The following is a 12,974-nucleotide window of genomic DNA, read 5'->3' as shown; positions in this document are numbered from 1 at the left end:
ACAAGCGGAGACCCTCGCAATGACAAGCCGATACCCTAGCAATGACAAGCTGATACCTTTTGGATGGCCCTATACATTTGAACCGGTACAGAAACAGAAATGCCAGATGTTTCCAACTCGAAAGTAAGACTACAAAAAATAGCTTAGGAATTGTCCATAAATAAATCATATAACTGTGGATTCTTCTTATCCGAATGCACTGGAAAATAGCGCACGGCAAATTACTTTGCAATCAAAACTTGTAGGAGTTATTTATGGGCAGGTACTTAAGTACAGATACTACAACACGATATGGTTATAAAACCATTTTCATCGTTTCTGGGTGTTGCAAATGAAACATGATGACTGGTTTTATAATAATAAACACACCTCTAAATCCCCTCTTGATAGATGGGACTTCTCATTTTTCCCTCTAAAAAGAGGGATGGCAGCGTAGCTGACCTATCTGCGTGTAACGCACAGGCAGGCGGGGTGTGTTTTAAGCGGCCGGGTTACCAGGAATTTCCCAAATCGGATTTCTTTGACTATACATGCGTTCACGCCAAAACATACAAATGCATCGCCGTTACTATTTGTTATTGCCGGTTTTTGAAAAGAGTTTTTCTTTCAAATCAAGTGCAATATCCGGGTATTTTTTGGCAACGTTATTTTTTTCTCCAGGGTCGTTTTTCAGGTCATACAGCTCATATGTATCCACATTATTGCCATTTTTGGCAATCAACTTCCATCTCTCCGTCCTTATGCAGCGCAATCTGATATTTCGCAATACTTCGGTGCTTTGATATCCGCCCATAATGGTTTCACAATAGACTATCGATGATTCCCCGCCTTGATCCTTTTCCATTAACGGCAACAGTGAACGTCCCTCTGATGCATTTGTGCTTGCAATACCAAGCATATCAAGAATTGTGGGCATAATATCAATCTGTTGCACGTTTGCGCCGATGCGTTTGTATGTTATTTTTTTCGGCCACAAAATGATGAGCGGTATTCGTATTATTTCATCGTACAGCTTTGCGTTTAACGAAGTCGATGCATGGCCAACAAACCCATGTTCAAACAACTCTTCCCCATGGTCGGAAGTGATGATAATTATTGTATTTTCGTACAATTCCCATTCCTTCAGTTTCGCGGCCAGTATCCCTATAGAATCGTCCAATGGCGGTAACTGGCTATCATACAAAGCAACCGCAAGGCTTTTCTCCTCATCGGTAAAAACAACGGCATCATGCTTGATAACCGACTTCGTTTTTATCAGTGAAACCCCTTCGGATTCGTGCTCAGGTTTCATACCATTAGCTTCAGCAATTTCCTTGCGATAAGAATCCGGGGGATTATAGGGCAAATGCAGTCCGTGATAATGATACCATATAAAAAACGGTTGATCTTTGTAGGCATGTAATAATTTCAACAAATCCCCGACTTCTTTTCCCTCGAATTGCCCTTTTTCCACCGCATCAAAACCCAGGTTCCGGTAATTGGGGATATCAACAAACCTTGGCAGCACGGGCACGGCATATCCGTTTTCCCTGAGAATTTCAGGCAATGTCACTACCTTTGTATCCAGCGAATCTCCCCGGGCTTCCACCTTATGGGTAAACGGATATAAGGAAGTGAATATCGAAATCATCCCGGGCGTAGTCCATGCCGACTGGCTAAATGCATTGATAAACAGCGCCCCTTCTTTTGCAAGGGAATCAATATTCGGAGTCAGGTTTTTAGAATATCCGTAACATCCAAGATGATCAGGCCGGCAGGCGTCAATGGTAAAAAGCAGAATATTAGGTCTATGTTCCATTGCATATGCTTTATTGCAACCGAAATATACTATTACAAATAATGTATAAACAAAACATATTTGTATAGTAGTTTTAATTGTATCATTTAACAAAGGGAACGGTCCGTCAAAATGGAAATCCAACATTGCCTCAGAGAATTAGAGAGAATTAGGGACACACCCCATATTACTTGCTTGATTTGGTGAGAAAATAAGGGATGTGTCCATGCATTTACCACATGGCACAGGCACATTCCCAATCTGGAGCATGGGAACGAGAGAATCTGCAGAATTAAGTATGGTGTCTCCAAAATTAGCCCAAATGGTTTGAGGTAGGGATTAAAAAGAATTGCCGCTAAGTAGTATAATTTTTTTCCGTTCACAAAACTTAAACAACTCAAGCTCGATGCAGTATACTCAACAAAAGCAAGCACCTGTGAAATCCATCGTTTCAATCTCTTCTTATCAGTCCCGAAGCTTTTGCCTCACGAGAGGGCTGGTTCTCAGACTCATTTCTCAAGGCTTTCGCTGGATCTAAAGGCGATCATCGTCCCGTAGATGCCCACGAGTCCGGAAAAATATGATTGTTGTATCGCCCACCAGATGGCCTGCGGAACGCCGTGGTTAGAAGAAAAATCATGAAAAACAACAGTTCCTCCATGTTTCAGAAACGGCATCCACGTCGTAATGTCTTTTCTTGTTGCATCTTCCGAATGGTCGCCGTCAATAAACAAAAAGTCTATTGAATGGAGAGGTTCCCGAAACGACTTTGCAGCCTCAAGAGAATCGGCAGCAATCGATTCGACTTTCGATGATAGCTTAAAATGGGCAATGTTTTTGTCAAATATTTCCTTCGTGTTGTTTATTTTCAACCGGGACATTCTCTCTTGATACCTTATTCTGGCGGCAGGGTCGCTTGCCTGCCCTTTGAAGTTGTCAATGGCATATAATTTTGCATCCTCACCTTTTAGCCCCGACGCCAGGAGACAGGACGACTCACCAATCCAACTGCCAATCTCAACAATTTTTGCATTTGCCTGGAGATCGTGGCACAGACGAAACAAGAAGGCGCGTTCGGGCAGTGAAGACAGTCCTCGTCCCTGAAAATATTCCGTTATCCGGTAAAAGTCATCCCAGGGATACTGGGGAAACGCTGTTTTTGTTTTAACAATATATTTATTAACTGTTTTTTTCCACTGGTGTTTCTTGATACCCAGCAATGATTTGAACCCCATAGTTTTCCCCTGTTATAAAATGCGCTACTACAAGTACGGGGCATTGTTACGCGCCAGTGCCGCATATTTTTTACTGCAAAACGCCAAGCCAGTCTTTTAGTAAAAATTGAATCCTTCCGATAAGCAGCGATAACCTCCCCATAACAGTGTATCCAAAAGATGCGCCGAAAGAAATCATAAGAAACCATATCCCTATTTTGGAGATTGTCCCAATCGAACCCTTATGTTCTACTGAAAAGATAAAATAAATAAGAACAGAAATAACCCCAAGCAGGATGAGTAATGTATTAATGCTGGAGAATACGGTTTCACCTCCGGAAAATACCGGGTGTAGGGAAGGTTTTATTTGTTCAAGGATGAAGGCGGAAATCACCCTTGGGATACTTACGCCCGCACCGAGTCCAACCACAAATGCAAATGTCCAACGGCTTAACCATGATAATCGCCTTGAAAATCTCAGGAGCATAAAGACTCCCAGCATAGATGGAATGATTAATGAATACTGCGGAGCCTTTTCCGCTGCGGCAGAAAACAACGGCACAATAAGCGGGTCATATAAATCGGGTTTTAAAAAATTATACCACGTTATGATTATGGTATAACCCAATGAGACGCCAACATAAAGATTTTCGGTAATCTTAAACGCAGGATTGTCCCGATAAAGGAAGCTGTATATTGCCAGGGTTATCCCCGCCCCTAAAATAATACCAAATCCATCTGAAGAGAAAGGCAGCTTTCCCGATGTCATTAATACAATATTTACAATGATAAACAGGATAATAGAGCCTACAAGGATATAATAATTAGAATCTTTACGCATGCCGTGCCTTTCCGGAGGCAAAATAAATAACATTTCCAAATATGACAAATAAAATGATTATTACGTGCACAACACTTTGCGGCCTCATTCCGCTCACCGCGTTTGCCTCTTTTCCTACCAACGCTTCATATTCTGCCGCACCTTTTAACCCCCCGAGCAATCCTACCAACTGCTTTGACTGGAGAAAAGGATACATATCAGGTCCCATTACCGCCGTACAGCCGGCGCCGAGTTCAAATTTATATTTTTCCTTTCCGTAAACAATCCAAAGTTCTATTGTTGTACCTGCAGCAAGGTCAAACAATAATTCAATATCCCTCAACGACTCAACTTCCTGCAATATCGGTAAAGTAGAAGTATCATTCCCATAATAGTCCTTTGGAAAGGCGGAATATAAATTCTCTCCCATATTTATAATAAGTGATGCAGAACCGGGTTTAAAGCCGAGAAATACATAATCTTCGCCGTTTACTTTCTGATACTGCTCCGCTACGGATACAATTGCCCGCTCTGCCAGACCCGGAGACCCAGGATAATGTGTCATCCCTATAACCTTTAAATTCCTTTGAAAACAGTGATGGAGAAAGGCAATTGCCATTGGTTGCAGTTCTTCCTTTGAAGAAGGGTCATAATCAAATGATATAAGAACATGCGACCCTTCAGGAAGGGATTCCACCTTGTTGTATACTCCCTGAACCGGTATTGAGGCGGGTATTGGCAGTTCAAATCGTAAAATAAGAGAGACAATGACTGCAACCGTAATAATTGCAAAAATGATACGGCGGTCGATATGCAATAATCTTTCCACTAATCCCCTCCGCCAAGATAAGACCGCTCGATGCCAAAAATTATCTTTATTGAAGTAGCAATAGCCCCAAAGCTTACCCCCAGCAGAATACCTCTTTTTGCGGCAAGGTTTGGAACTGCCATGATCCAATCGGCGACTGCCGGTATGTAATGAGAAATATAATTTCCGATGGGAACACGCCCCAGCATAACAACAATTGCTGCAATGAGCAGCACAGCAGACTCTCTTGTACGCGCACGAAAGGTTCTGTATGCAGCAGAAGCAATAAAAAATGCCAGAATGGAAAAAATTGTCGCCCCGGCAGGCACCTGCACATAATAGTATATCCAATCCAGCATCGTCCCATCCTGTTTATTATGCCAGAAAAATTTTCCTCCATTCAGGAGTCCGAATGTAATAGTAATTGCTGCCCCAAAAAAGACAAAGACACTGTATCCCCACCCTTCGACTTTTCTCCTGATCCTTGCCCAATGCAGATGGAATAAGCTGTATGCGCCAATAAACACGGCAAAACCGGCGATAATCCTGTCCCATCGTGTTACAACTTCAAGCAGATTTTGCGAGAGTTTGTGGGGGACGTAATATTGTATTGCCATAAGTACGCCCATAACAAAGGCAATGATAAGTGGAATTGTTCGTTTTAAAAGATTCATAAATAATTGCCTGCTAAAACAAAAGCCGTTCTAAAAAATTACGTTTATTTGTAACAAATAGGTTCTATTGCCTGGTATTTTTATTACTAACAGCCATTGCCCTTTTGCTGATTTCCTCTATTGATGATTCTTCATCCATGCCTTGACGCCATTTTGTATAATCAAATAGTTTTCTTTGAATAAGAGAAATAAAACGATCCGCTTCAACATCACCAAGAGATTCTGTAAGTGCCTTTATTCCCTTTATCCGTATTTCAGTGTCGGTAATCATAATAAAACATCCTCTATAAAACCCAGACTGGCATAGCCAAAACCAAACAAGCACGAGATAAAAAATACAAAATACAAAGCACGAAGCACGAAATACGAAACAAATTCCAAAATACAAAATCCCAATGAAAAAAAACGTAAACAAAAATGCTCGTTCCCAAGCTCCGGCTTGGGAACGCAATGGTATTGGAAGCTCTCGCTTCCATTTAGCAAGAATTATTCGGCTCAAAATAGGACTCCAAATATCTTGATAACATACTGAAAAGTACAAGCTGACATGGGCCCATTATCTTTTCCATTCGAAGCTGGAGCTTCTCAAAACAATCCCGTTTCCAAGCCGGAGCTTGGGAACGAGCGTTTTTTTTCATAGAACGAAAGTGTTACAATACTTTAGTTCTATGAAACCGTAGGGGCGAAGCATTTGCGAGAACGTGCATACATGCGTTTATGCTCAAACATGCAAATGCTTCATCTCTACACACTATGCGGCAAACACTGCTATTATTGGAATTTTTCAAAAAACCAAAATATTATGAAATTTGTAGCACTTTAGTTTTTTGAAAAATGTATTACATATAAGCTCCGTAGGAGCAGCCTGTTTGTAGCAAAATAGAATATTATAAAAGATCGTAGAGACAGGTTTTGAAACCTGTCTCTGCAATTAGGAGCGACCTGTCTCTTGTAAATCCATATTAAACAGGTCTGCCTGAATACGGACAGGCCGCTCCTACGGAGCTATTTACCTTATTGAATTTTATTGCGCTACAAACAGACCGCCCCTGACGGGGCTACATGGTATTTTTTCTATAACGGGAATTTTTCAAAAGACTAAAGTGTTACTAAAATTTATATAATTGTTTTTGATCAAGCAATCCTGATCAAAAAGCCTCAAACAAATGCGTAATAAACGTAAGCCCGAAACTGGCAAGCGCAGTACCTATGAGTAATATAATAATGAGAAGCCCTTTCCCTACATCCTGCGCCCTGAGCGTACCCATAAGCATTGGTTCCCTTGATAAATAAGCGCTTGCAGCGTAAAGTTCTTCTCCTATCAATGTATAGTCACACGTAGTGATAAAAAACGGCAACTGCGTATATGCGTCAGTGCCGGCAATTTGTATTGCCCCTGTGGATGCGCCTGTTTCGGCTAAAAGCAAAGCCTCTGCGTAGAAGTATCCCATAAAAAAATTGGCTGCAGGCCTTTCGCGCGTCATGATACCGCTCACTGCTGCCACATAAGGAAATTGTTCAGCGGCAACGAGGAATACGTTATCCTGATTGTAAGCATCAGGCCTTCCTGCTTCAAGATAAGATTCCTTTACCACTTCCTGACTAACGGACATGACGATCGGGTCACTATTCACCACTTTGAGGGTAGCATCGTAGTCAGCAATTTTGCGGGCAATCCTGCCCAGAATATTGGTGGACGCAATCGTTGATATTGTACCCATTGGCGTCAAGCCATGCACAAAAAGCACCGGTTTACCCATTTCCGTGGCGCGTCCCAGGGCTTCATCAACCGCATCAAGCCCTCCTATCTTCCTCAAAAACATGTCGGGATTCCGTCTGGCATGCAGGATGAAATAGAGGACAATGGCGGAAAAAACAATCATAATAGCAAAATTATTGATCTTTTTCATGTCCAGCCAGTTTCCGCGTGGCGTGGCGAAAGCAATGCTTTCTGAAAAAACCTTTTCCTCCCCTGAAATTACAGCAAGTTTAAAATAAAAATGCTGCCTTTTTCCCAAGGTCTCCTCGTTAAAAACCTTTCGCGGATTTATCTGCACATAGTGATAATTCCCGTTGTCTTCATTGTAGCCATAAATTTCAGGTACACCTTTTCGATAACAAGTATTTGATTGAATATGCAACGCTTCCCTTTCAAAGGAACCATTTTTTTCTTTATCCGCATAAATTACATAAAAAACATCTGCACAGTCGCTGGGAGAAGCTTCCCATGTGAGTGACACCGTCTCTCCGGCGTCGTTTGGTGTGTCAAAGGCTGAAAACTCTTTTGGAGGAATGAGAAACGAAGGCAACTCCGCATACAGTTCTATAGCGGAAAAAAATGTTGTCAGGCAAATAACGATAAAAACGGAGAGAATATTTTTAATGGTATCTTTCAAGACAGGAAAAGACATACGATAAATAATAGAAAAAAAGAGGCAATCCCGTAGGTTATCAACTGTAATTGTTGTTCCGGCAGAAGAGTGACACTGAAAATTCCCTGCTTTGCCGGGCATTACAAGCTAAGCTGGCATAACCAGAACCAAACAATCACGAAATACGAAACAAATTCAAATGACAAAAAAACCAACGCTACAAACTTTACGGAAACCTCATCTAATCAATGTCTTACGATTATGCATTTTGAAAAACTAGCATTAAAAACAAGAAGTTGATGGATAGTAGTACAGATTCCACGCTAGTTTTGTGACTAGCAAGCCACAGCGGTTTCATTATAATTTATGGTAGTTAAAATACAATAGGAAAAAACAAACAGGCATTTGGCAACTTATACACACAGATTCCTTTCGAATTTCAAATCATTTTGTCATTAGAATTTGTTTCGTGTTTTACAATTATCGGAGTTCATAATTAAATATTTTGCCAAAAAAACAAAAAAATATTGATAATGTAACATTACTTTGTTAAAAACCACTGAAACCGTTCATAAAGTGATATATTTTGTATGCCTTTGCGTTCGGCATCCTACTTATTGTATGGTATTAATCAAGGATTTTTCAAAGCATAAATCCTTTTAAATAGAGGGAATTAAGGTTGTTTTGCATATTATTTTAACAAAGTAATGATGTAATAAAATTGTTTTTGGCATGCCGGCAAAAAAACAATTGGCCATCGAACAGTATCGCGGGTTCATTTAAAAATAAAAACAATAGATCAAGGCTATCGCTATTGCCCCAATCCCAAGCTGCAAAGGCGCCCCTATCATCAGATAATCCCTGAATCTGTAACCACCAGGACTATATACCATCAAATTTGTCTGATAACTAATGGGAGTTGCAAAGCTGGCAGAGGCGGCGATCATGATGGCGATGGCAAATCCGCGCTGGTCTACATTGATAGCGGAAGCGGCAGAAACAGCTATCGGAAACAACATTGCAGCCGCCGCATTATTCGTAATGACTAATGTATAAATGCTTGTGAAAAAATAAATGCTTGCCAATACCCCAAGCACGCCAAAATGATCTCCAATCCTGACGATTATATGCGCCAAAACATCCGCAAGGCCGGATTGTTTTACGGCATTTGCAATTCCCAGGGACATTGCAATGATTATAAGCACCCGCCAATCAATCGTCCTTCTGGCTTCACCGGCATTTGCCGTTCTGGTTAAAACCAGAATAATAACCCCTAAACCTGCGGCAGACAAGAGGGGAAGAATATTTGCCACTGTCAAAATAATCATCATAAAAAATACGCCCAAAGAAACATATCCCCTCCACTGAGGTTTAGAAGGCAATGTCTCTGCAACCGCAATGAGATAAAAATCCTTTGAATGGTACCACCTTTTATAAAAATTCTTTCCTGCCAGCAGCAACAGGGTATCACCCGGACGCAAACCAATATCGCCAATTTTTTTTGCAATACGTTCCCCATGCCGGTGTATTGCAATAATAACCGCCTCATACTTAGAACGAAAATCGCTATCACGAACCGTTTTCCCTACTAAGGGAGAACCTCGGGAAACAACGCACTCAAATGTCCTTATTTCCGCTGAATCATATTGTTTGAGATTAAAGTGTGAATCCTTCGTCAACTGCAATCCTGGAATCTTCTGCAATTCCAAAATAGTCTTTGGAATCCCGGTAAAAAACAATCTGTCGTCTAATAGTATTTTTTCATCCGGTTTTGCAGGAGCGATTCTCCGCCCATTTCTCTCAATTTGAAAAAGGAAGAGTCCCTTCAACCTTCTCAGTCCGGCGTTTTCTATGGTCTTTCCTATGTTTTCATATTCCTGTGTAACTTTCAGTTCTATGACAAATTCCCTGGTGTGTTCACCTAATTCAATCAATGGCTCTTTTCTGTTAGGAAGCAAGCGATGGCCTAAAAAACTCATAAATAAAATACCTAAAATGGTGACAGGTATGCCTATCTTTGAAATCTCAAAAAATCCCAATCCTTCCATGCCATAATCAATCATTAACCCATGAATTATCAGATTTGTACTTGTGCCGATAAGCGTACACATCCCACCCAATATCGCGCCATAAGAAAGCGGAATCAGGTATTTAGAGGGAGCGTAATGATGTTTTTCCGTCCACGCACGTATCGTTGGGATAAACATCGCCACAACAGGGGTATTATTTATAAATGCAGAGATGATTGATACGGGGAATAAAAGTCTTAATAATGTATGACTAATACGGGTATTTTCTTTCCCCAATATAATTGGGCTAATTTGCTTTAACATACCGGTGTTGCTTAATGCGCCTGCAATGACAAACAAAAGGGCAATGGTGAGCATGCCGACGTTTGAAAATCCCGCGAACGCCTCCTCTAATGTGATTATTTTTCCCATAAGCAAAAGCAGTAATATAGAAAAAAACAATACTTCCAGCTCTATGATATCAAAGATAAGCAGAATGCTCATGATGATAAGCAATGATAATGTATACCACATTTTAAAATCTAGTGTCATTTATTCGCCTTTATGCACAAAAGTCCTTTTTTGTAAAATTAAGAAAGTATATCTTACAGGTTCGCAAATCACGAAATGTAGAGCGAAGAGTCTCTTTGCTCTACAACAGCAACTTTTAAGAAATCACAATTGGTGAACCAGTAAGGTATAGCATGACAAAGGTTCCGACTTTATCACATACAATTTTGGATTGCAAGCCCCATATAATCAATTAAAAACACATGCCTTTCAAAAACTTACAAGAAAAAGATGTTTTTATTGGCGGGAACTATGGATTTCCACTTGCTGTCACAATTATTTTATAATGTAACAACACCATATTTTAAGCTTGACTTGATGTAGAAAAGTATCTAGCATAACTATCGTGTTTAATAAAAATCTTTTTTTACACTGAATTCATGCCATGTTTCTTCAACATAGTCTGCAAAATAAAAAATTTATCAATACCTCAGTTCTGACGTTCCTTATTCCTTATCTTTTACTGACGCTTACCGTAGGCGGCTTTCATAATAGTAGTTTTGGGGTAAGCGAGTGTGACCATACCCAAGCTCATGTTGTAGAAGAAACAACAGACGCACAAATTAAACATCAGGAAGATGCCGGGCAGCACAACCCTGAAACATGCCAAATATGCCAATGGTTAAAAACATCCTCCCTAACGTGCCAATTTCTTACGTTCGAAACATTTGCCGGCATCACCTCTATCATTTCCGCCCCAACACATTCTGTTCTCACTTCAACCACCATTCATAAACTCACAATACGTCCTCCACCCAATATCCCTGTATTTCTTTTATCATAAAGACAGGCATTTGCGGGTAAAAACCTGAAAAAATATACCACTGATATACGTACAAAAGGCGTTCACTGCCTTCGCGTTTCTGATGGTTTATCCTCCGCAAAATAATATGTATATGCAGCAGCGCTGCCTCATAACGAGGCATATTTTTCGCAAACTGCCTGTCTGGATATTTCCACATACGCTCAAAAAAACGCAATCAAATTATACGTTACTGAGTAATAAACCCGGAATACAGGAGAGGATTGTTATGAAATACATGCCATTTTTAATTTTTTTCTTTGTGTTTTTCGCAGTGAATTGTGTGTCCATGGTATTTTCTGAAGATTTTTCAAAATTTGGAAATCAATCGTCTTCGGAACACATAGCTGAAAAATTAAATCTTGCCGAAGATGGTGTTCATATGAAAAAAGAGGATTTCGATGCGATGATGAATCAATTTCAGGATATGAAGATGCTTATTGAAGAAATGAAACGGGATTACAACAGCCGTTTAGATAAAATGCAGGAAAAAATTGCTACTTTAGAAAAAGAAAAGGCGCAATTAACTGAAAAAGAATCGCTGCCTGCGGAAGTTGACGCAAAGCTTGCCGGCCTTGAAGGCGTTTACGTAAAAAAAGAAGAATTTGAAGACGTTGTAAAACAACTTCAGGATAAAGAAAAACAGCTTAAAGACATGGAATTAAAATATGATGCTATTGAGAAAGAGGAACTGGATTACACGGCTACTGCGCAACTTACTCCTGATCAGGCTCCGGGAAAATGGTCTACGGCACAACCGATTAATTTGTGGAGCATGGGAAAGAGTTATATGAATATTTCATTTGATGGTCTATTTGCCGCAGCAGGCTCGACTGCTAAAGATTTGGAAAACCTTAACATGGGCGGACACGATGCTAATCAGCGTGGGTTTACGGTTCAAAATTTAGAAACTACATTTGATGGGGCAGTAGATCCGTACTTTAAGGGACAAGCAAACATTGTATTTCAGATCGACAATGATGGTGAATCATTTCTTGAGGTGGAAGAGGCTTTCTTGACATCCATGTCGCTTCCGCTTAACCTGCAGGCAAAAGCAGGCACCTTCTTTACCGAATTTGGGAGGTTGAATCCATTCCATCCCCACGCATGGGACTTTGCAGACCAACCATTAGTCAATGGCAGATTTCTGGGACCTGATGGGATGAGAGGGCCAGGGGCAAGACTTTCATGGCTGGCGCCCACAAGCAACTATACGGAATTATTTTTTACCGTGCAGAACAGTCAGGGAGAAACGGCACACAGTTTCAGGAATGAAGAAGCACTGTTTGGGCGTGAGGCAGTTGAAACCCGCGTACGCGGCATGGAAGACATGCTGTATACGCCACGTATTACAACTTCTTTCGAAGTAACGGATGAAACGACTGTTTTATTAGGCGCCTCGGCGGCATTTGGCCCAAATTCTACAGGAAGGGATAAAGATACAATCATTTACGGTCTTGATATGTTCTGGAAGTGGAAATCTAAATATGCCGCTGGGGGATTCCCCTTTGTAACGTGGCAAACGGAGATTATGGGCAGACGTTTCGAGGCGGGTGAAGATGTAAATGCAGGAATGTCTAATGAAATAATGAATAACTGGGGCGCCTATTCTCAGGTATGCTGGGGATTTAAAAGAAGATGGGTTGTCGGACTTCGCGGTGATTATGTGGATGGAGAAAAAGAAGCATCAGACCCATTAGGTTTTGAGCGCGGGCGACTCTCCCCCAATCTCACATTTTACCCATCCGAATTTTCAAAGATAAGACTTCAATATAACTATGATAATATACTGGGAAATGACAGTACCGAACATTCCGTAATTCTCCAGTTTGAATTTCTGTTAGGGTCGCATGGAGCGCATAAATTCTAAATTACTAAACAAGAAAAATGTATCTTCCCACAGGAGGGTTGCAACCTGAACTCCAACG

10 protein-coding genes are annotated in these 12,974 nt (G+C 40.7%); 2 read left to right on the top strand and 8 right to left on the bottom strand.

Features of this window, described 5'->3' with window-relative positions:
* Positions 1 to 568: 568 nt before the first annotated feature.
* The 8 genes from QZT26_RS06935 to QZT26_RS06900 form a co-directional block, all read right to left on the bottom strand.
* Entirely contained in the window at positions 569 to 1,798 is a 1,230-nt protein-coding gene (locus QZT26_RS06935; protein ID WP_169702846.1) for a sulfatase, read from the bottom strand.
* Between the two features lie 488 nt (positions 1,799 to 2,286).
* Positions 2,287 to 3,012: a class I SAM-dependent methyltransferase gene (locus QZT26_RS06930; RefSeq protein WP_295101363.1), complete on the bottom strand. Its 726-nt coding sequence runs from the start codon at positions 3,010 to 3,012 to the stop codon at positions 2,287 to 2,289.
* Positions 3,013 to 3,082: 70 nt separating this feature from the next.
* Positions 3,083 to 3,832: a hypothetical protein gene (locus tag QZT26_RS06925; RefSeq protein ID WP_099323917.1), complete on the bottom strand. Its 750-nt coding sequence runs from the start codon at positions 3,830 to 3,832 to the stop codon at positions 3,083 to 3,085.
* Positions 3,825 to 4,640 (bottom strand): hypothetical protein, encoded by an 816-nt coding sequence (locus tag QZT26_RS06920; RefSeq protein ID WP_295101361.1) that lies wholly within the window; start codon positions 4,638 to 4,640, stop codon positions 3,825 to 3,827. The genes QZT26_RS06925 and QZT26_RS06920 overlap by 8 nt, the downstream gene beginning before the upstream one ends.
* A complete protein-coding gene (locus QZT26_RS06915) occupies positions 4,640 to 5,293 on the bottom strand; it encodes a hypothetical protein (protein ID WP_099323915.1) in 654 nt (217 codons plus the stop codon). Before QZT26_RS06915 ends, QZT26_RS06920 begins: the two co-directional genes overlap by 1 nt.
* 64 nt (positions 5,294 to 5,357) lie before the next feature.
* Positions 5,358 to 5,564, bottom strand: coding sequence for a hypothetical protein (locus QZT26_RS06910; protein ID WP_099323914.1), 207 nt, complete (start codon positions 5,562 to 5,564; stop codon positions 5,358 to 5,360).
* 877 nt (positions 5,565 to 6,441) lie between these two features.
* The gene (locus tag QZT26_RS06905; protein WP_295101359.1) at positions 6,442 to 7,806 is read right to left on the bottom strand and encodes a DUF6754 domain-containing protein; all 1,365 of its coding nucleotides are present in this window, start codon (positions 7,804 to 7,806) and stop codon (positions 6,442 to 6,444) included.
* 638 nt (positions 7,807 to 8,444) lie between these two features.
* Positions 8,445 to 10,226, bottom strand: a complete 1,782-nt coding sequence (locus QZT26_RS06900) for an SLC13 family permease (RefSeq protein WP_099323912.1) — start codon at positions 10,224 to 10,226, stop codon at positions 8,445 to 8,447.
* A 403-nt stretch (positions 10,227 to 10,629) separates the two neighbouring features.
* Here QZT26_RS06900 and QZT26_RS06895 point away from each other — a divergent pair, with 403 nt between their 5' ends.
* Positions 10,630 to 11,028, top strand: a complete 399-nt coding sequence (locus tag QZT26_RS06895) for a hypothetical protein (RefSeq protein ID WP_157820328.1) — start codon at positions 10,630 to 10,632, stop codon at positions 11,026 to 11,028.
* A gap of 247 nt (positions 11,029 to 11,275) precedes the next feature.
* On the top strand, positions 11,276 to 12,916 hold the full coding sequence (locus tag QZT26_RS06890) for a hypothetical protein (protein WP_295101357.1): 1,641 nt from the start codon (positions 11,276 to 11,278) through the stop codon (positions 12,914 to 12,916).
* Positions 12,917 to 12,974: the final 58 nt, after the last annotated feature.

Source organism: uncultured Candidatus Kuenenia sp., assembly GCF_900696675.1.
In the GTDB taxonomy this organism is placed as follows: domain Bacteria; phylum Planctomycetota; class Brocadiia; order Brocadiales; family Brocadiaceae; genus Kuenenia; species Kuenenia stuttgartiensis_A.
Note: the sequence above shows the minus strand (reverse complement) of the source record. Positions and strands in the feature narration are given on the sequence as shown.

Bases quoted from the DNA above. Each gene is read 5' to 3' on its own strand.
- QZT26_RS06930 (WP_295101363.1), bottom strand. From the start codon at position 3,012: ATGGGGTTCAAATCATTGCTGGGTATCAAGAAACACCAGTGGAAAAAA.
- QZT26_RS06925 (WP_099323917.1), bottom strand. From the start codon at position 3,832: ATGCGTAAAGATTCTAATTATTATATCCTTGTAGGCTCTATTATCCTG.
- QZT26_RS06900 (WP_099323912.1), bottom strand. From the start codon at position 10,226: ATGACACTAGATTTTAAAATGTGGTATACATTATCATTGCTTATCATC.
- QZT26_RS06935 (WP_169702846.1), bottom strand. From the start codon at position 1,798: ATGGAACATAGACCTAATATTCTGCTTTTTACCATTGACGCCTGCCGG.
- QZT26_RS06895 (WP_157820328.1), top strand. From the start codon at position 10,630: ATGTTTCTTCAACATAGTCTGCAAAATAAAAAATTTATCAATACCTCA.
- QZT26_RS06890 (WP_295101357.1), top strand. From the start codon at position 11,276: ATGAAATACATGCCATTTTTAATTTTTTTCTTTGTGTTTTTCGCAGTG.
- QZT26_RS06910 (WP_099323914.1), bottom strand. From the start codon at position 5,564: ATGATTACCGACACTGAAATACGGATAAAGGGAATAAAGGCACTTACA.
- QZT26_RS06905 (WP_295101359.1), bottom strand. From the start codon at position 7,806: ATGCCCGGCAAAGCAGGGAATTTTCAGTGTCACTCTTCTGCCGGAACA.
- QZT26_RS06915 (WP_099323915.1), bottom strand. From the start codon at position 5,293: ATGAATCTTTTAAAACGAACAATTCCACTTATCATTGCCTTTGTTATG.